The 20,269-nt window shown below is 70.3% G+C and carries 16 protein-coding genes; 8 read left to right on the top strand and 8 right to left on the bottom strand.

The features are described from left to right. Window position 1 precedes the first annotated feature (1 nt). Window positions 2-1,492: a hypothetical protein gene (locus ACFFR3_RS26975; protein WP_364364486.1), complete on the bottom strand. Its 1,491-nt coding sequence runs from the start codon at window positions 1,490-1,492 to the stop codon at window positions 2-4. 226 nt (window positions 1,493-1,718) lie between these two features. Next, window positions 1,719-1,943, bottom strand: coding sequence for a hypothetical protein (locus ACFFR3_RS26970; RefSeq protein ID WP_345387711.1), 225 nt, complete (start codon window positions 1,941-1,943; stop codon window positions 1,719-1,721). Window positions 1,944-2,096: 153 nt separating this feature from the next. On the opposite strand from ACFFR3_RS26970, the gene ACFFR3_RS26965 reads away from it, so the two are divergent. The 3 genes from ACFFR3_RS26965 (at window position 2,097) to ACFFR3_RS26955 (ending at window position 6,903) form a co-directional block, all read left to right on the top strand. Then, a complete protein-coding gene (locus tag ACFFR3_RS26965; RefSeq protein ID WP_364363306.1) occupies window positions 2,097-2,666 on the top strand; it encodes an HhH-GPD-type base excision DNA repair protein in 570 nt (189 codons plus the stop codon). 254 nt (window positions 2,667-2,920) lie between these two features. Further along, complete coding sequence (locus ACFFR3_RS26960) at window positions 2,921-5,014, top strand: SpoIIE family protein phosphatase (RefSeq protein WP_345387707.1); 2,094 nt, start codon at window positions 2,921-2,923, stop codon at window positions 5,012-5,014. 242 nt (window positions 5,015-5,256) lie between these two features. Next, complete coding sequence (locus ACFFR3_RS26955; protein ID WP_364363310.1) at window positions 5,257-6,903, top strand: RNA polymerase sigma factor; 1,647 nt, start codon at window positions 5,257-5,259, stop codon at window positions 6,901-6,903. A 119-nt stretch (window positions 6,904-7,022) separates the two neighbouring features. Here ACFFR3_RS26955 and ACFFR3_RS26950 read toward each other — a convergent pair whose 3' ends face one another. After that, complete coding sequence (locus ACFFR3_RS26950) at window positions 7,023-7,757, bottom strand: YaaA family protein (RefSeq protein WP_379484038.1); 735 nt, start codon at window positions 7,755-7,757, stop codon at window positions 7,023-7,025. Between the two features lie 65 nt (window positions 7,758-7,822). On the opposite strand from ACFFR3_RS26950, the gene ACFFR3_RS26945 reads away from it, so the two are divergent. After that, window positions 7,823-8,524, top strand: a complete 702-nt coding sequence (locus tag ACFFR3_RS26945) for a GNAT family N-acetyltransferase (protein ID WP_379484037.1) — start codon at window positions 7,823-7,825, stop codon at window positions 8,522-8,524. 423 nt (window positions 8,525-8,947) lie between these two features. On the opposite strand, the gene ACFFR3_RS26940 is transcribed toward ACFFR3_RS26945, so the two are convergent. Next, on the bottom strand, window positions 8,948-9,178 hold the full coding sequence (locus ACFFR3_RS26940; protein WP_355413127.1) for a DUF7455 domain-containing protein: 231 nt from the start codon (window positions 9,176-9,178) through the stop codon (window positions 8,948-8,950). Between the two features lie 247 nt (window positions 9,179-9,425). On the opposite strand from ACFFR3_RS26940, the gene ACFFR3_RS26935 reads away from it, so the two are divergent. Continuing rightward, window positions 9,426-11,492, top strand: coding sequence for a DNA gyrase/topoisomerase IV subunit B (locus ACFFR3_RS26935; RefSeq protein WP_345387701.1), 2,067 nt, complete (start codon window positions 9,426-9,428; stop codon window positions 11,490-11,492). A 719-nt stretch (window positions 11,493-12,211) separates the two neighbouring features. Here ACFFR3_RS26935 and ACFFR3_RS26930 read toward each other — a convergent pair. After that, entirely contained in the window at window positions 12,212-12,706 is a 495-nt protein-coding gene (locus ACFFR3_RS26930; RefSeq protein WP_364363322.1) for a beta-class carbonic anhydrase, read from the bottom strand. A 138-nt stretch (window positions 12,707-12,844) separates the two neighbouring features. Between ACFFR3_RS26930 and ACFFR3_RS26925 the strand changes: the two genes are divergently transcribed. Then, window positions 12,845-13,162, top strand: coding sequence for a hypothetical protein (locus ACFFR3_RS26925; RefSeq protein ID WP_355413133.1), 318 nt, complete (start codon window positions 12,845-12,847; stop codon window positions 13,160-13,162). Between the two features lie 135 nt (window positions 13,163-13,297). On the opposite strand, the gene ACFFR3_RS26920 is transcribed toward ACFFR3_RS26925, so the two are convergent. Then, window positions 13,298-13,861, bottom strand: a complete 564-nt coding sequence (locus ACFFR3_RS26920) for a thioredoxin family protein (protein WP_345387697.1) — start codon at window positions 13,859-13,861, stop codon at window positions 13,298-13,300. Between ACFFR3_RS26920 and ACFFR3_RS26915 the strand changes: the two genes are divergently transcribed. Both ACFFR3_RS26915 and ACFFR3_RS26910 read left to right on the top strand, forming a co-directional pair. Beyond that, window positions 13,860-14,267: a VOC family protein gene (locus ACFFR3_RS26915; RefSeq protein ID WP_345387695.1), complete on the top strand. Its 408-nt coding sequence runs from the start codon at window positions 13,860-13,862 to the stop codon at window positions 14,265-14,267. The genes ACFFR3_RS26920 and ACFFR3_RS26915 overlap by 2 nt on opposite strands. Window positions 14,268-14,418: 151 nt before the next feature. Next, window positions 14,419-14,553: a hypothetical protein gene (locus ACFFR3_RS26910; protein WP_345387693.1), complete on the top strand. Its 135-nt coding sequence runs from the start codon at window positions 14,419-14,421 to the stop codon at window positions 14,551-14,553. A 31-nt stretch (window positions 14,554-14,584) separates the two neighbouring features. Here ACFFR3_RS26910 and ACFFR3_RS26905 read toward each other — a convergent pair whose 3' ends face one another. Both ACFFR3_RS26905 and ACFFR3_RS26900 read right to left on the bottom strand, forming a co-directional pair. Further along, window positions 14,585-17,635 (bottom strand): glycoside hydrolase family 3 N-terminal domain-containing protein, encoded by a 3,051-nt coding sequence (locus ACFFR3_RS26905; RefSeq protein ID WP_379484036.1) that lies wholly within the window; start codon window positions 17,633-17,635, stop codon window positions 14,585-14,587. Between the two features lie 128 nt (window positions 17,636-17,763). Further along, window positions 17,764-20,265 (bottom strand): DNA gyrase/topoisomerase IV subunit A, encoded by a 2,502-nt coding sequence (locus ACFFR3_RS26900; protein ID WP_364363332.1) that lies wholly within the window; start codon window positions 20,263-20,265, stop codon window positions 17,764-17,766. Window positions 20,266-20,269: the final 4 nt, after the last annotated feature.

Below are 20,269 nucleotides of genomic sequence, written 5' to 3'. Positions count from 1 at the left end.
TCTAGAACTCGTCGGGGATGTCCGCGATGTCGTCGAGCGCCGCCGCCAGCTCGTCGGGATGGCCGCCGATCCGCTCGACGATCTCGATCAGCACGTGGAGCACGTCGTGGCGGTCGTGGCCGAGGTCGAGCAGCCGCTGTGCGGCCTCCCACAGCTGCGGCGGGTCGCCGTCCCACAGCCGGCTCGCGATCTCCTCGTGCCAGGCCAGGTGCTCCTGGTCGATCACGGTGCCGTGGTCGATCTCGAGTAACGTACGGCGGTCGGCGGCGTCGGCCGGGTCGAGCCGGTCGAGGTCGATGCCGTTGTGGGTGCCCTGCAGATAGGGGAAGGCGAAGGCCCGCCTGGCCAGCGCCGACAGGTCGCCGTCGGGCAGGAGTCTTTCGAGCAGCGGCCGGTCGAGCCCGAACGTCGTCGGGTCGCGGTAGGCCTCGGGGAACTTCCCGATCGCCTCCCACACCGCGTCGAGCGTGGCCTTGAGCCCCTGCTCGGGCAGCCCCGTGCGGCGCGCCGCGAAGCGCACCCACGCCGCCAGCACGTGCGGCATCGCCTCCTGCTCCGCCTCGCTCAGCATCACCTTGCGCGGCAGCCAGTCGAGCAGGAACGTCTCGCACTTGGTCGGGCTCACCCGCAGCGGCCGGTTGAAGTCCTGGTCGCAGCCGTAGTCGATGATGTGGTCGGCGCAGCGCGAGGCCGCCGAGGGGTCGGACAGGTGCTCGGCCGCGTCGGAGGCGAGGAACTCCGCCGCCAGCATGGCCCGCCGCTCCCTGCTGTAGGGGGCCTCGGTGTGCAGCGGCGCGGGACGCTTGCGCCCCGGCGGCAGCGCCTTGAGCCTGGCCCTGGCGAAGGCGTGGTAGGCGCTGTAGCTGTCGCTCACCGGCGGCGGCGTCTTCGGCTCTCTGGTGGCCTTCATCGCCGACTCCAGCAGCGCCCTGGCCTGGTCGGGCTCGATCTCCTCGAACAGCAGCAGCGGGTTGCCCGCCGCCTCGGCCCTGGCCTGCTCCAGCAGCTTGTCGACCTGCGAGGAGACCCAGGCGTCGCGGGCCATGCCGCTCATGTTGTAGTCGACCACCAGGACCAGCGCGTGGCGGTCCATCGGCTGCTCGCTGTCGTTCCAGCGGTAGGCGAAGGTGCAGATCACCGTGTCCTGGTCGCCGTAGGCGTCGCGGGAGACGTAGCAGCCGGCCGGTTTCACCGCGCCGACCCGGTCGGCCCAGCCGGGGCGCGCCACGCCCGACTCCATCATCGCCAGCGCCGCGCCCTCCGCCTTGGCGCCCTGGCGGGCGGTGCCGAGGTAGGCCAGGCAGATGAGCAGCGTGAGCGAGGCCGGGGTGCCGGCCTTGGCGGCGTAGTCGACCAGCCCTTCGCCGAGCACCTGCTCGACGTCGCCGCCCCTGACCCGCCTGCCCCACCAGGCGCCGATCATGTCGGAGACCATCAGCTCCGCGTCGAGGGGAGTGCGTACGGCCAGCAACTCACGAGCCGCCTGCACCATCTCCTTGAACACGTCGTCAGGAGGGGTGCTCTCCCGGGGATCTCGTCGGTGTCGGCGCACACCCTCACTCTCTCGTATTCCGGGCGCGGACGGTGCGGAGAACACGGCCCGGTGACCTCGATGTTATCGGCGGCGGCGATCGAGAAGGACACGAGACGGACCCGCCGATCAGGACACTTCACGCTCGTCACGCTGTCGTGGGACGCCGTGCGCCGGCGTCCCGGGGTCAGCGGACGCCGCGCGGCGGCGGCGCGGAGTTGACGATCGCGAGCAGGTGCTCCCGGGCGATGCGTTCCACGATCTCGGGTGTCGCCGAGATGCCCAGGTGCTGCGCGCACGCGCACACGTCGGCCACGCATCGGTCGATCGTGTCCACGGGCACGGTCAGGAACTCTTCGGCCAGCCTGAGACTGACCGGCTCCCGCAGGAACCGTGTGGCCAGAGCGAGCATAGGAGTGAGATTCCTCTGAACCGTAGGGGCAAACCCCCAGGAATGTCTGCAGGGCGACTTGCGCTCCCATTCCACCTTTTCTCGGGCGCGTGTCAAGGCTCCGCGCGGCCTGTGTTCACTTCGCCGGGTGAGCTTTCATGCAAAGCTGTCTCCATGCGCATCCAGCTCGCCCAGCGGAGCGAGGCGAATGAGCTCCTCGGCCGCAGTCCGTTCGCCCTGCTCGTCGGCATGCTGCTCGACCAGCAGATCCCCATGGAATGGGCGTTCACGGGGCCGTACACGATCTCCGAGCGGCTCGGGCGCGACCTGACCGCGCAGGAGGTCGCCTCCTACGACCCCGAGGCGTTCACCGCCCTGCTCGCGGACAAGCCGGCCGTGCATCGCTACCCCAAATCCATGGCGGCCCGCATCCAGCAGCTGGCTGCCTATATCGTCGAGCACTACGACGGACGGCCCGAGAACATCTGGGCCGACGCCGCCGACGGTCAAGAATTGGTGAAACGACTCATGGCCCTGCCGGGATACGGCAAGCAGAAGGCCCAGATCTTTTTGGCATTGCTGGGCAAGCAGTCGGGGGTCCAGCCATCAGGCTGGCGTGAAGCAGCCGGACTCTACGGCGAGGAGGGGTCGTACCGGTCGGTGGCCGACGTGGTCGACGCCGACAGCCTGGCCCGCGTGCGGGCGGCCAAACAGGAGGCCAAGCGCGCGGCCAAGGGCCAGTAGGGGCCCAGAGGTCGTGGCGGGATCCGCCCCGGCGATCTGGCGCTGTAACCTGATCTTGCTGCGCAATGTGGAGCGACTTTGACAGGATGCGTAGACCCTAGAGGCGACAGGGCCGCGGCGGGGGCTTCCGTCCGTACATGCCCATCGTCGATGATGTACTGCAGAATCCGGTCGCCCGGAGCTGCGCTACGCCGATACACAGTTATGGAGATGTGCCGCGTGGGAGACCCTGGCACGCGACGGAGGTGCGGACCATGAGCGCCGAGACCTCCGTTCCCCGTCCCCGGGAGTCGGATGTGGACATCTCAGACTCCGCCCTCTTCAAGGGCATGTTGTCGGAGGCCGAGTTCGCCTTCGCGTTCTTCGACGCCGACAGCCGCATCCAGCGGGTCAACGACGTCTTCAGCGACGTCGTCAACGTGCCCGCCGACCGCATGATCGGCAGGCAGCCGGTCGAGGTGCTGTCCGCCGACCTCAGCCAGATCATCACGCACGCCGTGCAGGCGGTCATCGAGGGTGACGCGCCGGTCACCGAGGGCCGCGTCCGCGTGCGCTCCGCCGAGGGCGACACGCGCCACTGGTCGCTGTCCTTCTCGCCGGTCCACGACGACGCCGGCGAGCTGCGCGCGATCGCCCTGGTCGGGCTCGACGTCACCGAGAGCCGCCAGACCGAGGAGGCGCTGCGCCGCAGCGAGGAGCGCTACCGCTCGCTGGTCGAGGCGCAGTCCCAGCTCGTCTGGATCACCTCGCCCACCGGCGCCGTGGTCGAGGACGCCCCGCAGTGGCGCGCCATCACCGGCCAGGGCCTGGAGGAATACCTCGCCAACGGCTGGCTGGAGGTCGTCCACCCCGAGGAGCGGCAGCAGACCGAGGAGGCGTGGCGCGAGGCGCTGCGCGGCCGCACCATGTTCGAGTGGAACTACCGGGTGCGCACCCGGGCGAGCGGCTACCGCCACTTCGAGGTGCGGGCCGTGCCGATCATCCGCCACGGCAGGGTGGTGGAGTGGGTCGGCGCCAACACCGACGTCACGCCGCAGCGCGAGGCCGAGGAGATGCGCGGCAGGCTGACCGACCAGCTCGGCGCCGCCGCCCTGCGCACCGCGCGCCTCCAGGGCGCCACGGCCATGCTGGCGGAGGCGCTGACGGTCGAGCAGGTCGTTCAGGTCATCATCGACGTGGGCCGCACCGCGCTCGCCGCCGACCGCTCCGCCGTCGCGCTGCTCGACACCGACCGCGCCGCACTCAAGCTGATCAACGGCGAGGGCATCCTCGAGGCGTCAGGGGCCACCGGCGACGAGATCCCGCTGTCCCACTCCAACGTGATGACCATGGCGGTCAACAGCCGCCGCCCGGTCTTCGCCGAGTCGCCCGAGTCGCTCAAGGCCCAGCTCCTCGAGGCCGGTGGCGACGAGGAGGTGCTGGCCCAGTTCATCGCCCGCGGCGACGAGCGGGCCTGGGTGGGCCTGCCGCTGCTGGCCGCCGGCCGCGCGCTCGGCGCCCTGCGCTTCTCCTTCACCAGGCCACAGAAGATCTCCCAGGAAGACGGCGTCTTCCTGGAGGCGCTGGCCGGTCAGTGCGCGCTCGCCGTCGAGCGGGCCACCCTGTTCGAGCGCGAGCACCGCACCGCCGAGACGCTGCAGCGCAGCCTGCTCCCTGACCGCCTGCCGGTGATCAAGGGCCTGGTGCTGGCCCAGCGCTTCCGCTCGGGCAGCCGCCACGTCCAGGTCGGCGGCGACTGGTACGACGCGTTCGAGCTGCAGGACGGGCGGGTCGCGGCGGTCGTCGGCGACGTCATGGGCAAGGGCGTCAAGGCCGCGGCCGGCATGGGCCGCATCCGCAACGCCATGCGGGCGCTGGCGCTGACCAACCCGCCGCCCGCGGCCGTGCTCACCGGTCTCGACCGCGTCTTCGACGCGACCGAGGAAGAGGAGCAGGTCACGACGCTGGCGTACATGGTGGTCGAGCCCGTCACCGGCGAGGGCACGCTGGCCATGGCGGGACACCCGCCACCCGTCCTGGTCTCTCCTCAGGGCACGGCGATCCTGTGCGACGCGGAGCCCGGCACTCCGCTAGGCTGGCCGACCAGCCGGAGGCAGTTCAGGTTCGTGGTGCCGCCCGGCCATACCGCCGTGCTCTACTCCGACGGTCTCGTCGAGAACAGGAAGCGCGGACTGGATGCCGGGCTCGCAGAGCTTTGCAGTGTTGTGACCGAAGCGCCGCCTGAGGTGGTGAGTAGTCCGCACATGTTGCTGGACTTCCTGGTTGACCGGATGTTGTCTGGATATGAACAGGATGATGACGTTACCGCGCTCGCAATCCACGTCCCACCAGCCACGAAGAGTGACTGAATGAAACAGTCATAACGGTTGCTTTCGGGTATCAGTGCCCCGCTTACGTACGCACTACTGTCTTGGTCGGCCTAGGGTGGAGGTCAACCGCCGGGAGGTGGCCGTATGGATCGCGGGGTCGTGCCACAATGCTGTGCAGGTCCGTCGCGGTCCGCACGGCCTCACCGATCTCCGAGAGAGGCAACAGCCCCCCAGCGGGCATCTGGGTCCATTGTCGCCACGCGTTCGTTCGAGAGGTGTTCGTGTCGCCTGCAAGTTCGACTCGCTCGAAGCCACAAGAGCTGAACGAGCCCGTCATTCAGCGACTGCTCGAGCGTGGGCGCTCGCAGGGTTTCCTCGAGTCTGAGGATGTCCGTCAGGCCTTCGAGGAGGCGGACATCCCCATGTCGCACGCCGCCGCGTTCTTGCGGAACCTCAGCAAAGAGGGCGTGACCGTGGTGGTGACCGCCGCGGATTCGGCTGCGCCGAAGAAGTCTCGTCCAGCAAAGCGCCGCACCGCCGCCCCCGTCAAGACCAAGACGGCGGCGGCCGCCAAAGAGCAGCAGCCCGAGACCGTGACCGCGGTCGTGGGCACCGCTGAAGCCGAGCCGGCCGCCAAGAAGGCGGCCCCTGCCAAGAAGGCCGCTCCGGCGGCGAAGAAGGCCGCGGCATCCGCCGCCGCCAAGAAGGCCGAGCCGAAGAACGCTGGGCCTGCCGAGACCAAGCCCAAGGGGCCCGACGCCGCGCGCGACGCCGACGACGACGAGGACATCGAGCTCGACGGCGACGTAGTGCTCGACGAGCTCGAGGACATCGACGTCGACGACGACGAGATCGTGGCCGAGGGCGACTCCGAGGGCGAGTCCGACGACGACACCGAGTCCGACGACGAACCGAAGCCCGCCGAGGTCGCCGTGGAGAAGAGCGAGGAAGAAGTCCTCATCCTCTCCGACGACGACGATGACGCCCCGGTCGCCCAGGTGGCCGCCGCCGGCGCCACCGCCGACCCGGTCAAGGACTACCTCAAGCAGATCGGCAAGGTCCCCCTGCTCAACGCCGAGCAGGAGGTCGAGCTGGCCAAGCGCATCGAGGCCGGCCTGTTCGCCGAGGAGCAGCTGGGCGGTGCCGAGACCGATGGGCTTCCCGTCGACGTCAAGGCCGAGCTTGAGTGGATCGCCGAAGACGGCCGCCGCGCCAAGAACCACCTGCTGGAGGCCAACCTCCGGCTCGTGGTCTCGCTGGCCAAGCGCTACACCGGGCGCGGCATGCTGTTCCTCGACCTGATCCAGGAAGGCAACCTGGGCCTCATCAGGGCCGTCGAGAAGTTCGACTACACCAAGGGCTACAAGTTCTCCACCTACGCCACGTGGTGGATCCGGCAGGCGATCACGCGTGCCATGGCCGACCAGGCGCGGACCATCCGCATCCCGGTCCACATGGTCGAAGTGATCAACAAGCTGGCCCGCGTCCAGCGGCAGATGCTGCAGGACCTCGGCCGCGAGCCCACGCCGGAAGAGCTGGCCCGCGAGCTGGACATGACGCCCGAGAAGGTCGTCGAGGTCCAGAAGTACGGCCGCGAGCCCATCTCCCTCCACACCCCGCTGGGTGAGGAGGGCGACAGCGAGTTCGGTGACCTCATCGAGGACTCCGAGGCCATCGTGCCGGCCGACGCCGTCAGCTTCACGCTGCTGCAGGAGCAGCTGCACTCCGTTCTCGACACGTTGTCGGAGCGGGAGGCGGGCGTCGTGTCCATGCGCTTCGGCCTCACGGACGGCCAGCCCAAGACGCTGGACGAGATCGGCAAGGTTTACGGGGTCACCCGTGAGCGCATCCGCCAGATCGAGTCCAAGACCATGTCGAAGCTGCGCCACCCGTCGCGGTCCCAGGTCCTGCGCGACTACCTGGACTGACCCGCATCAGGGCCCTGGTTCGCTGGGGCTCACCTCGTTGTGCGAAACGCCCCGCCGGAGTTCCGGCGGGGCGTTTCGGCTTCTTCGGTGACCTCAGGTGTTCCTGGGGTTCCAACTTTTCACAGGTGAATGTCCAGCACCCAGGGGCGCTTGGAGTTTGGGGGAGCGGTGAGCTGGGTGGTGTAGCCGAGGGAGTCGAGGGTCTTGACCAGCTCCTCAGGCGTGGCCGGCTGGGTCGGCTGGTGGAGCAGGGCGCGGGCGATCTCGCCGCGGGTGGCCTTCGCCATGTGGCTGACGACCTTGCCGTCGCGGAACACGCGTACCGTCACCGAGCGTGACCCCGGCTGCCAGGCACCCGCGTACGTGGCCGAGCGGAGATCCACCACCAGCCCCGGCAGCCGGTCGAGCTCCTTGGAGATCACCGGACGCCAAAAGGCCGCCAGACCGCCGACCGGCGGCAGGTTGACGCCCATGGACAGGCGGTAGGGCGGGATGCGGTCGGTGATCCGCACCACGCCCCAGAGCCCGGAGAAGATCAGTACGGACTCCTCGGCCCGAGCGAGCGCCTCCGCGTCCAGGGCCGCCAGGCCGAGGTTGTCGTACAGGACGCCGGTGTAGAGGGCGGCGGCGGGCAGGGTGGGCGCGGTCGCCAGCGCGGTGTTCTTGGCCAGCTCACCCGCGAGGCCCGACGTCAGGCCCAGCACGTCGAGGGCGTCGCGGCGTTTGGAGGCCCGGACGAGCGCGGTCATCACCCGCTTGCGGGACTTGCCGAGGGAGGGGAAGGACAGCTCGCCCACGGGTGGGCCGTCACCCTCCGACGCCTTGCCTTCGGACGGCGGCAACAGGATCAGCACAGTCCTCTACCCTATTGGCCCTGGCCAGTGGCCCTTTCCCAGGCCCGGGTCGCTAGGCTGCGCGGGTGGATGTCGACCTGCTCGTTCATGAGGCATGGCCCGCTTTCGAGGTGCGGGCGTACGACGGATGGCTGCTGCGACACGCCGGCGGGGTCACCAAGAGAGCCAATTCCGTGCTGGCGCTCGACCGGCCGTCCGACCTCGACCGGGCGATCTCGGCGGCTGAGGACTTCTACCGGGAGCGGGGGCGGCGATGCTTCTTCTCCATGGGCCCCGGCACCATGCCGGGGCTGGACGAGGAGCTCGGACGCCGGGGATACGAGGTGGTCGATCCCACGGTCGTCATGTCGGGGACGCCCAAGGGCGAGCCCGCCCCCGAGGTCAGGGTCGAGGAGCGGCCCTGGCCGGGCTGGCTGGAGACCTGGTGGGCCGTGGACGGCCGCTACGCAGACGGGCTCGCCGTGGCCGAGCGGATCTGCACCGGCGTGCCGGCCCTGTACGCGGCGTACGAGGAGGGCGGCCGGGCATTGGCCGTCGGCCGGGCCGTCCCGCAGGGGGACACGCTCGGGGTCTACTGCATGGCCACGCTGCCCGGGGCCCGGCGCAGGGGACTGGCCAGGACGGTGCTGCGGGCACTGGTCGCCCATGCGGGCGGCGGCGAGGCGTATCTGGTGGTGACGGCTCAGAACGCGGGCGCCCAGTCCCTCTACCGAAGCGAGGGTTTCACGGCGACCGGCCGCTACCACTACCGCGCCGCCCCCCTCTGACCCGCACCCCCCGGTGTGTCGCCACGGCGGCCACCGTCCCTTCAGCCTTCGCCCTCAAGGGACCGGCCGGCGGAGGTGGGAGATGCGCCCCTACCGGGCTTCGCCGCGTACGAGCGCGACGCCCGTGGCTTCGTCACCGCGAACCAGGACCTGGTGGGCACGGGCGCGCCACCCTCATGCCGACCACGGCCCAGGCGCTGAGGCTGCGCGACGAGAGGCTGGGCAGTCTCAGTGAGATGCCGCCCGCTGAGGGGAATCCGGTTCATTCGTCGCTCGTCCTGCCCGAGCCGCCGCCCGTGCGGTAGGAGCCGGCGCGGCCTCTCATCGCGAGCAGGTGAACGCACGACGGCGACTCCGGGTGGACCCGGAGTCGCCGTCATGCGTTTCGCAATATGTGGTTATCTCACACGATGAACGCTGTGATCAGCGCTCATCGCTGGGGGCGGTTGCAGGGGTTTCGCTGAGCCGAGCCGACTCGTCCAGGATGTCGGCGCCCTTTTCACGCAACGCTGCGATGTGCTGACGCCCGTGGTGGGCGCAGAACAGCAGCTCCCCACCCACAGGCAGGGTCGCGCGAATGTAGGCCTGGGCACCGCAGCGGTCGCAGCGGTCGAGGGCCGTCAGCGGCTTAACGGGGGCGAGAGCTCCAGTCACGTATCGCCTTTCGGGTCACCCCCGCCGAAGCGAGGATCTGGCGTCAGTCACTTGGAACAACATCTAACCGGACGTGGACGTTCCCAACCGCCCCCTCTCTACGCCCAGAGCGGAATGTGCCCGGAAGTAATGACGATCAGCCGGTTGGTAACGGCAAACGAGCGGCCATGGCAAGCTTGTACGCGCGCGTACGGGAAGAACGGTAGGCTACGCACACGTGTTCGATGACTAGAACAGGGGAGCTGGAGTGACGCTAGTGGAGGCGGGTTACACGGCTCGTCACCTGTCGGTGCTTGAGGGTCTTGAGGCCGTCCGCAAGCGCCCGGGCATGTACATCGGGTCCACCGACAGTCGCGGGCTCATGCACTGCCTCTGGGAGATCGTGGACAACGGCGTCGACGAGGCGCTGGCGGGCCACTGTGACCGCATCGAGGTCGAGCTCTACGCCGACGGCTCCATCGAGGTGCGCGACAACGGCCGCGGCATCCCCGTCGACATCGAGCCCAAGAGTGGCCTGGCCGGCGTCGAGCTCGTCTACACCAAGCTCCACGCGGGCGGCAAGTTCGGCGGCGGTTCCTACGGCGCCTCCGGCGGCCTGCACGGCGTGGGCGCCTCCGTGGTCAACGCCCTGTCGGCGCGCGTCGACGTCGAGGTCGACCGTGACGGGGTGGTCCACGAGATCAGCTTCAGGCGCGGGGTCCCCGGCATCTTCGACGGCGATGGGCCCACCGCCAAGTTCAAGAAGAAGTCCGGCCTGCGCATCGGCGACAAGATCCCGAAGAACGTCTCGGGCACCCGCGTGCGCTTCTGGGCCGACAAGCAGATCTTCCTCCCCGACGCCGAGGTCTCGCTCGACGAGATCCACGTACGCCTGCGGCAGACCGCGTTCCTGGTCCCCGGCCTGACCCTGGCCGTCTACGACAGCCGGCACGAGGAGCGCCTGGAGGAGGAGTTCCGCTTCGACGGCGGCATCTCCGAGTTCACCGAGTTCCTGGCCCGCGACGAGGCGATCTGCGACGTGCTGCGCCTGCAGGGCGTCGGCCACTTCCACGAGACCGTGCCGGTCCTCGACGACCAGGGCCACATGACGCCCACCGAGGTCCAGCGCGAGCTGACGGTCGACGTGGCGGTCCGCTGGGGCAAGGGCTACGAGTCCACCGTGCGCTCGTTCGTCAACGTCATCGCCACGCCCAAGGGCGGCACCCACATCACCGGCTTCGAGCGCGGCCTCGTCCGTACGATCAACGAGCTGCTGCGCGAGACCCGCCTACTGAAGAACGGCGACGACCCCGTCACCAAGGACGACATCTCCGAGGGCCTGACCGGCGTGGTCACGGTCCGGGTGCCAGAGCCGCAGTTCGAGGGACAGACCAAGGAGGTGCTCGGCACCTCCGCCGCCACCCGCATCGTCTCCCACGTGGTCTCGCGCGAGCTCAAAGAGCTGTTCACCAACCCGCCGCGCGGCTACAAGCAGCCGCTGAGGGCGGTGCTGGAGAAGATCGTCGCCGCCGCCAAGGCCCGCATCGCGGCCCGCGAGCACCGCGACAACCAGCGCCGCAAGAGCGCGCTGGAAAACTCCGCGCTGCCGGCCAAGCTGGTCGACTGCCGCAGCGACGCCGTCGACCGCAGCGAGCTGTTCATCGTCGAGGGCGACTCGGCGCTCGGCACCGCCAAGCTGGCCCGCGACTCCGAGTTCCAGGCGCTGCTGCCGATCCGGGGCAAGATCCTCAACGTCCAGAAGGCGTCCGTGAGCGACATGCTCAAGAACGCCGAGTGCGCCGCCATCATCCAGGTGGTCGGGGCCGGGTCGGGCCGCACGTTCGACATCGACTCCGCCCGCTACGGCAAGGTCATCCTCATGGCCGACGCCGACGTCGACGGCGCCCACATCCGCTGCCTGCTGCTGACCCTCTTCCACCGCTACATGCGGCCGATGGTCGAGGCCGGGCGGGTGTTCGCCGCGGTGCCGCCGCTGCACCGCATCGAGCTGAGCAACCCGGGGCGCGGCAAGGACAAGTACATCTACTGCTACTCCGACGCCGAGCTGCAGAAGGTGCTGCGCGACCTGGAGCGGCGCGGCAAGCGGTGGAAGGACCCGGTGCAGCGCTACAAGGGTCTGGGCGAGATGGACGCCGACCAGCTGGCCGAGACCACCATGGACCCGCGCCACCGCATCCTGCGCCGCGTCCGCATCGAGGACGCCGAGGCGGCCGAGCACATCTTCAACCTGCTGATGGGCAGCGAGGTCGCGCCGCGCCGCGAGTTCATCGTCAACAGCGCCGCCGAAGTCGACCGCGACCACATCGACGCCTGACTCGCCACCCTTCCGGCCCGACCCCCGACCCCCGACCGCCCATGGGCGATACGGCGGCCGGGCCGCTTGCGCGACCGCGGCGTGTGAGCGGGGGGCGGCCCGGCCCGAGACGGACAAGCGGCACGCCGACCTGCGGGGGGCGAGCGGCGGTATTGGCTTGAGGTGGGTGAGCGGCGCGCTGGCTCAGGCGCGGTCCGCTGGCCTCGCTTGTGAGCGCGGGATCCGTCGGCCTTGCCTGTGTGCCGGCGCGTGTTCCCCGCTCGCCTGGGCGCGCGTGAGCGCGGTTTCGGCGGTCATGGCGGTGCGGCGACCGCGGAAGGTCATCATGAACGTGTGCGAGGGGTCCTTGGCGTTCGCCTCCTTCGCGTCCGAGGGGGTGTTCGCATCGGCGCGTCATGGGGCGCCTGGTTGGTTCCGCTGTCCCGATGAGGCGCCTGTGCGCCCGATTACGCGTCGCGCGGGCTCGAACGGAAGGGTCTGAAGGGACTGGCGAGGGCTCAGCGGCTCTGTGCGGCTTTCTGGGCCTGCGGAAGCCCTTTCATGGCCCCCTTGTGCCCCTTGATCGTCTCGGCGCGTCATTCGGGCGCTGAGGCCGTCTGAGTGCCCTTCAGCGTGTCCGGCGGAGAGGTGGGTGGTGCGTCGGACACGAAAAGCCTCGCTGCGGCGGGTCGGTGCCGCAGCGAGGGGTGGGTGGGCGCGAGTAAGGGGCGGCGTGCTCGTCAGTCCGGGTAGGGGGACAGCAGGCCGGTGTGGACGTCGTAGAGGGCGCCGGCCACCGGCATGCCCGGGGGCAGGAACGGGGTGCTGCGGATCCGGGTGAGGTCGTGGCGCATGGCCGCGGCCTGGTCGGGGACGGTGTGGAAGTCCAGCATGCGGGTGTCCACCCCGTGGGCCTCGGTGAGGTCGTGTACGTCCTCGTCCGTCACCTTCGACATGCCGCAGTCCGTGTGGGCCATGACGAGCACCCGCTCCACGCCGAGCAGGTAAACGGCCAGCACCAAAGTACGCAGGACGTCATCCGTTACGCGGGCGCCCGCGTTCCGCAGAATCTTGGCGTCGCCGGGTTTGAGCCCCAGCAGGCCGAGGGGGTCGATGCGGGAGTCCATGCAGGTCACCACCGCCAGACCACGGGCCGCGCGGCCGGTCAGCTCGGAGGTGCCGAACTCCTTGGCGAACGTCGCGTTGGCGGCATACAGGTCGTCGAACGCACTCATGCCTCAAATAATCCCCCACCCCGCAAAAGTCATGTTCGCGGGGGGCCCGACTGGCCGTAGTTGGCAAACGTCCCACGAGAGAGCATCACCTTGAGTGATGATGTCGTAGCCGTACGTACGTGATCGAAGAAGGTTGTCGTGAGTAGGTCAGAATCGCTCGCCGAGTACCTCCGTGCGCAAGCCCGGCGTCGCCTCGACCGCGTGGAGTCCAGGGACGAGGGGCGAAACGCCAGATGCGCGCTCGCGCTCCTCGACGCCGCCGCGTACGCGGCCGCCCTGCCCGACGACGATCCCCTCATCCTCATGCTCGACCAGGCCGGCTGCTTCGGCCCGCTGGGGTGCGAGGAGTTCGATCCGGGGGAGGCCGGCACCGCGCTGATCCGGCACTGGCAGGGCGGGGAGCCCCACGACCTGCTCCTCGCCCTCCCCGCCGCGATCGCCGCCGCCACCTCCTGACCGGAAGGGGCCCACCGGCGTCGGGCTTGTGCCCTGATCCAGGCCCTGAACAGGCCGCTGCCCAGGCATGGGTCAGGCAGCCCGCTCGGGTCAGGCGGGCCGCTCGGGTCAGGCGGGCCGCCGTCCCGCGTGCGATCAGGCGGGCTCGTTGCCCGGCCGCCACTTGATGCCGCAGCCGATCGACGGCCGCTGGTCCTGCGGCACCGGCTCGTCCGCCAGCACCGCGTCGATGGCCGCGCGCAGCGACGCACCTGTCACGGGCCCGTGGTTCCCCGGCCGCGCCCCGTCGAACTCGCCCCGGTACGCCAGCCGGAGCCGCCCGTCGTACAGGAAGAAGTCGGGCGTGCAGGCCGCGCGGAAGGCCTTGGCCACCTCCTGGGTGTCGTCCAGCAGGTACGGGAACGTGAACCCCGCCCGTGCCGCCTGCTCGGCGAGGTGTGTCGGGTCGTCATCGGGGTAGGTCACGCTGTCGTTGCTGCAGATGGCGACGATCGACAACCTCGCGCCGTAGTCCTTGGCCAGGGCGGCGAGGCCGTCCTCGATCCGCCGTACGTACGGGCAGTGGTTCGACAGGAAGATCACGAGGGTGGCGGGCGACCCCTCGAGGTCACCCAGCGACACGCTGCCGCCGTCGATGGCGGTCAGGTCGAAGGCGGGTGCGGGAGTGCCGAGCGGAACCATGAACGAGTTGGCAGCCATGACACCCATTGTCGTCACGGAGAGGCTGAACAGGATGGGCGGCATAGCCGTTTTCCGAACCACCGTCATCGATTGCCGGGATCCCAAGGGACTGGCGGAGTTCTACTCGCAGCTGCTGGGCTGGCCGATCACCTCGGTCGAGGACGACTGGGTGGTGGTCACGAACGGCGGCTCGCCCGACCGGCTGGCCTTCCAGCTCGTCCCTGACCACCAGCCGCCCGACTGGCCGAGCGCCGAGCGCCCGCAGCAGATGCACATCGACGTGACGGTGTCCGACATGGACGAGGCCGAGCGCCAGGTGCTCAAGCTCGGCGCCCGCAAGCACGAGCACCAGCCCAGCGAGAACGATTCCTTCCGCGTCTTCCTCGACCCGGCCGGCCACCCGTTCTGCCTCTGCCACGACTGACCACACCGCCCAGAGCCGCGACCGACCCGGCGGCATCGAAGCCCGGGCCGGGCGAAGGGGACTGCTCCCGGCCCGGATGAGGGGCTGACCCCGCACTCCGCGGGGTCAGCCCCGAATCGTGTCAGGACGCCGTGAAGGAGAAGAAGCAACAGTGAGCGAGGCCGAGGAGATGGCCCGCGACCTCGTGGTGACCATGCTGGACGTCTCCGCACGCGTCGCCGGCTTCGACGTGGTCGTGGCCGATGCCGACGTCTCCACGGAGCCAAGAGGCGTCACGTCTCGATGAGCTTCAGGCCCCCGGCCGGGGGCCTGAAGGGTCAGCGGGTCGCTTGGGTCAGGAGGTCCACTGCCTTGCGGATGTTGCCTGACGCCAGTTCGTGGTCGGCCAGTGCCTGGAGGTCCGGGCGTTTTCCGGACTTCTGCGCCAGGTCGCGGGCTACCGAGACCACGGCGTCGGCCGCCTCGTACGGCTCGTTCTTCGAGCGGTCGAGCAGGGTGGCGGTGGCCGCCAGTCCGTCCAGCACCTTTCGCTGGTCGCGGACCGAGCCGTCGGCGTTCCAGTTCCGGCTGGACAGGGTGGCCGAGAGCGTCAGCGCGGCCGCCCCGGACGCGACGTCTCCGCGCGCGAGCCGGTCGCGGGCGTCCTTGAGCCGGTCGCGGGCCCGGTCGGTACGCAGCCCCCACCCGTACGGGAACAGCGGATCGTACGACGCGTCACCCACGTTGATCGGCAGCTGCGCGACGCTCCTGAACCAGGTGAACGGCAGCCGCCCCGTGTAGGGGACCGCGCCGAACAGCGGGTCGGCGACCCCGTCGCCCTCGGTGCCGGGCAGCCACGACGCGACGACCGCCTCGACGCCCGACAGGTCGCCGAGCAGCAGCGGCCGGCCGGACACGACGAGGACGACGCACTTCATGGCCCCGCACACCTTGTCCACGGCGGCCCGGTCGGCGGCCGGCAGGTCGAGCGTGCGGCCGGCGCGGCCGACGTCGCCCTGCCCCTCGGCGTACGGCGTCTCGCCCACGACGACCACGCCCACGTCGTGCCCGGCGAGGCCGGCGGAGGCGTCGCGGGAGTAGGTGACGGAGGCGGCACGCGAGCGGACGGCCTCGAGGATGGTCGTGCCGGGCGTGATGGGCCCTGAGGAGCCCTGCCAGGTGATGGTCCAGCCGCCGCTCTGGTTGCCGATGTCGTCGGCGTTGGAGCCGGCCACGTACACCTTCGCGTTACGGCGCAGCGGCAGCAGCCCGCCGTCGTTCTTCAGCAGCACCTGCGACTTCGCGGCGGCCTTGCGGGCGACCGCGCGGTGCGCGGGCGAGCCGACGTCGCGCAGGTGGGAGCGGTCGGCGTAGGGGCGTTCGAACAGGCCGAGCCGGAACTTCTGGGTGAGGATCCTGGCGACGGCGTCGTCGATCCGCGACATGGGCACCCGTCCGGCCTCCACCTCGGCCTTCAGCGTGCCGGTGAACTCGGGGTAGGCGTACGGCACCATGATCATGTCGAGCCCGGCGTTGACCGAGGTGCGCACGTCGGACGGATAGTCGCCGGGGATCTGGTCGATGGCCTGCCAGTCGCTGATCACGAACCCCTTGAACCCGAGCTTGCCCTTGAGCGTCCCGTTGATCAGCTCGTCGTGGGCGTGCATCTTGAGCGGCCCGTCGCCGAAGTCCACGCTGGAGAACGACGGCATCACGGTGGCGACGCCGCGTTTCACCGCCTCCTTGAACGGCGCCAGGTGGATCGCGGCCAGCTCCTCGCGGGTGGTCGTGGTGACGCCCTGGTCGATGGTGTAGTCGCCGGTCGTGGACGAGCCGAACACGGTGCCGCCGTCGCCGACGTAGTGCTTGGCGGTAGCCAGCACGCCGTGGTCCTGCAGGCCGTCCACGACGGTGGCCATGCGGGTGACCAGCGCCGGGTCCTCGCCGAACGACTCGTACGCGCGGCCCCACCGGTCGTCGCGGGAGACGCACAGGCAGGGGGCGAAGTTCCAGGGGATGCCGGTGGCCTTGACCTCCTTGGCGGTGATCGCGGCGGCCTGCTCGACCAGGCGCGGGTCGCGGGCGGCGCCGAGCCCGGCGTTGTGCGGGAAGATCGTGGCGCCGACCACGTTGTTGTAGCCGTGCACGGCGTCCACGCCGTAGATGAGCGGCACCTGCAGGCGGGTCTGCCGGGTCTGCAGCTGGAAGGCGTCGATCATGTCGGCCCACGCCTGCGGGGTGTTCTGCGGGGGCGTCGAGCCGCCGCCGGACAGCAGGGAGCCGAGCCGGTACGCCGCGATGTCGCTCTGCTTGGCGAGGGCCCCGCGTTCGGCCTGGGTCATCTGCCCGGCCTTCTCCTCCAGCGTCATCCTGGCGAGCAGATCGGCGACGCGCTGTTTGATCGGCTTGCGGGCGTCGAGGTAGGGCAGGCCGTGGGCGTTGATGACGACGACGGGCGGCTCGGCGGGCGGGCGGGCGCCCTCGCCGGACAGCTCGATCGGGATGGTCTCGGCCACCTCGTTCCGGTGGTCGCGCAGCGTCCTGACGGTGATCGTCTTGGCCGAGCCCGACGCGGTGCCGGCCGGGAACCTCAGCGTGCCCTGGACGGGGGTGTAGTCGGCGCCGGGGGTGGCGGTGCCCGTACCGGTGCGGTAGTCCACGGCCAGGTCGGCGGGCAGGGGTGCGCCGTCGGCGGTGGTGACGGTGACGCGCAGCTCGGCGCTGCCCTTCTCGTCCACCGGCAGGACGGGTCTGTCGGCGCTCAGCCGGACGGGGCGCGGGGGAGCGGTGCCGTAGAGGCGCACCTCGTCCCAGGTGAACGTGCCCGTCCCGACGGGCAGGCGCATCGCGTAGCCCCAGATCTCCACGAGGTCCAGCTCGCCGTCGGTGGGGGCGCCGCCCGGCTGGTAGTCGGTACGCCGGGTGAAGTCGGCGAACGGCACCCGCACCTCGCGCCAGCCGGCGACGTCGTCGGTGAAGGAGGACTCGAACAGCTCGGCGGTGCCGGGACCGCCGCCGCCGTCCTTCAGCTCGAAGAAGACCCGCTGGCCCGAGCCGGTGCCCTTGACGTGGAAGGAGAAGCCCTCGTACGCCGACCAGTCCGCGGTGGCGGGCAGGTCGTGGGACCAGCCGCCCCACTGGCTGATGGTGAAGGCGGAGGTGAGCACCCGGTTCGTCGCGGGCGCGTCGGGACGGTCGGCGCCCGGCTCGACGGTCAGGGCCGGGGTCGAGGCGGTGTCGTTGCCCCAGGCGTACACGCCGGCGGGCACGCCGTCGGACTCGAAGTCGGTGACGGTCAGCGGCTCGGCGGCCTGCGCGGGGGCGGGGGCGACGATGAGCGAGGCGGCGAGGACGAGGGCCGCCCATAACGGGGGTTTGAGTCGGGACACGTTTCCTCCAGATCCGGAGACTGAGAGCGCTCTCTCAGAGGATCGGTGGCGGAACGTGTTTCATAACAGGATCGCGGTGGCCGAAGTGAGACAGGCGCGGGGGACGCGGGAGCGCCCCCCGTTGCCCGCTACTCGTCCTCGGCGGGCGCCTGGCCTCCGCTGCCACTCGGCAGGGCGTCGGGCGTGGAGGCGAGCGCGCCGCCGATGGCGCCGATCGTGTTGGTCAGGCGTACGCCGGAGCCGTCGCGGCGGCCCAGCTCCTCGGGCAGCGGCACCGGCTTGCCCACCGCAGAGACCGCCTTGGCCGGCGCCGGGCCCGCCCAGGCCAGCAGCAGCTCGTCCTCGCCCTTGAGGAAGCGCTGGGCGCGTACGCCGCCGGTGGCCCGGCCCTTGGCGGGGAACTCGGCGTAGTCGGACATCTTGCCGCCGCCCACCTGGGTGCCGGGCAGCGCCGTGGAGGAGCCCGCGATGGTGACCACCCGGGCGGGAACCTGCGGATCGACCACGCCGAACCAGATCACCCTGGCGCCGTCGTCGAGCCTGATGCCGGCCATGCCGCCCGCGGGCCGGCCCTGGGGGCGTACGAGCGAGGCGGGGTAGCGCAGCAACTGGGCGTCGGAGGAGATGAACACCAGGTCGTGGGACTCCGACACCAGCTCGACCGCACCCACCACGCGGTCACCGTCCTTCAGCGTGATCACTTCGAAGTCGTCGCGGTTGGCGGGATAGTCGGGCACCACCCGTTTCACCACGCCCTGAGCGGTGCCGAGCGCCAGGCCCGGGCCCTCGGGATCGAGCGAGCCGAGGCCGACCACCTTCTCGTCGGGCTCCAGCGAGACGTATTCGGACACCGGGTGCCCGCCCGACAGCGACGGCGGATTGGCCGTGGACGGCAGCGTGGGCAGGTCGACGACCTGGACCCGGATCAGCCGGCCCAGCGAGGTGACGACGCCGACCTCGCCGCGTACGGACGTGCGTACGACGCTGACCAGCACGTCGTGGGCCGCCCGCTCGCCCTCGCCGGGCAGCGGCGAGGCGTCGGAGGTGCGGGCCAGCAGGCCGGTCGAGGACAGCAGCGCGAGACACGGGTCGTCGGCCACCTGCAGCTCCACCACGGGAGTGCGGGTGACGCCCGGCGACTCCAGGAGGACCGTGCGGCGTGGCGTGCCGTATTTCTTGGCGACGTCGGCCAGCTCACCCGAGACCACCTGGCGCAGCTTGGTGTCGGAGGAGAGGATCTCGGTCAGCTTCGCGATCTCGTCGGTCAGCGTCTCCTTCTCCCGGTCGAGCTCCAGCTTGTCGTAGCGGGTCAGGCGGCGCAGCGGCGTGTCGAGGATGTAGGCGGCCTGGATGTCGGTCAGGTCGAAGACCTCCATCAGGCGGGTGCGCGCCTGGGCGGAGTCGTCGCTGGACCGGATGACCTGGATGACCTCGTCGATGTTGAGCAGCGCGATGATGAGGCCGTCGACCAGGTGCAGGCGCTCCTCGCGCTTGCGGCGGCGGAACTCCGAGCGGCGGCGCACGACCTCGAGCCGGTGGTCGACGTAGACCTGCAGCAGCTCGCGCAGCCCGAGCGTGCGGGGCTCGTCGTCGACCAGCGCGACGTTGTTGATGCCGAACGTCTCCTCCATCGGCGTGAGCCGGTAGAGCTCTTCGAGGACCGCCTCGGGGATGAAGCCGTTCTTGATCTCGATGACCAGCCGCAGGCCCTTGTGGCGGTCGGTGAGGTCTTTGAGGTCGGCGATGCCCTGCAGCTTCTTGCTGGTCACGAGCTCTTTGATCTTGGCGACCACGCGCTCGGGACCCACGTTGTACGGCAGCTCGGTGACGACGATGCCCTTGCGCCGCGGCGTGATCTGCTCGATCGTGCACTTGGCCCGCATGCGGAACGTGCCGCGCCCGGTCTCGTAGGCGTCGCGCACGCCCTGCAGCCCGATGATCTGCCCGCCCGTCGGCAGGTCGGGCCCCGGCACGAACCTCATCAGCTCGTCGAGCGTCGCGTCGGGCTTCTTGATCAGGTGGCGGGCGGCGGCCACGACCTCGACGAGGTTGTGCGGCGCCATGTTGGTGGCCATGCCGACGGCGATGCCGCTCGTGCCGTTGACCAGCAGGTTGGGGAAGGCCGACGGCATGACGACCGGCTCGGTCTCCTGGCCGTCGTAGTTGGGCTTGAAGTCGACGGTGTCCTCGTCGATCGACTCGACCATGAGCATCGCCGCCGGGGCCAGCCTGGCCTCGGTGTAACGCATGGCGGCGGGCAGGTCGTCGGGTGAGCCGAAGTTGCCGTGGCCGTCGACGAGCGGCAGGCGCATGGAGAACGGCTGCGCCAGGCGGACGAGGGCGTCGTAGATCGCGCCGTCGCCGTGGGGGTGCAGCTTGCCCATGACGTCGCCGACGACGCGGGAGGACTTGACGTGGCCGCGGTCGGGCCGCAGGCCCATCTCGCTCATCGAGTAGAGGATGCGCCGCTGGACCGGCTTGAGCCCGTCGCGTGCGTCGGGCAGCGCGCGCTGGTAGATCACCGAGTAGGCGTACTCGAGATAGCTCCTGCGCATTTCGGAGGAGACGTCGATGTCGACGATCCGCTCCTCGAAGTCCTCGGGCGGGGGTGCTGTCGTGCGTCGGGCCATCGTA

This window comes from Nonomuraea salmonea (assembly GCF_042428605.1).
GTDB lineage: Bacteria > Actinomycetota > Actinomycetes > Streptosporangiales > Streptosporangiaceae > Nonomuraea > Nonomuraea salmonea.
This window is presented reverse-complemented; position numbering and strand designations above follow the sequence as displayed.

What these genes read in the sequence shown, in the direction of transcription:
- ACFFR3_RS26960 (WP_345387707.1), top strand. Translation starts at nt 2,921, where the DNA reads ATGAGCGCCGAGACCTCCGTTCCCCGTCCCCGGGAGTCGGATGTGGAC.
- ACFFR3_RS26915 (WP_345387695.1), top strand. Translation starts at nt 13,860, where the DNA reads ATGACACCCATTGTCGTCACGGAGAGGCTGAACAGGATGGGCGGCATA.
- ACFFR3_RS26900 (WP_364363332.1), bottom strand. Translation starts at nt 20,265, where the DNA reads ATGGCCCGACGCACGACAGCACCCCCGCCCGAGGACTTCGAGGAGCGG.
- ACFFR3_RS26920 (WP_345387697.1), bottom strand. Translation starts at nt 13,861, where the DNA reads ATGGCTGCCAACTCGTTCATGGTTCCGCTCGGCACTCCCGCACCCGCC.
- ACFFR3_RS26965 (WP_364363306.1), top strand. Translation starts at nt 2,097, where the DNA reads ATGCGCATCCAGCTCGCCCAGCGGAGCGAGGCGAATGAGCTCCTCGGC.
- ACFFR3_RS26975 (WP_364364486.1), bottom strand. Translation starts at nt 1,492, where the DNA reads ATGGTGCAGGCGGCTCGTGAGTTGCTGGCCGTACGCACTCCCCTCGAC.
- ACFFR3_RS26930 (WP_364363322.1), bottom strand. Translation starts at nt 12,706, where the DNA reads ATGAGTGCGTTCGACGACCTGTATGCCGCCAACGCGACGTTCGCCAAG.
- ACFFR3_RS26970 (WP_345387711.1), bottom strand. Translation starts at nt 1,943, where the DNA reads ATGCTCGCTCTGGCCACACGGTTCCTGCGGGAGCCGGTCAGTCTCAGG.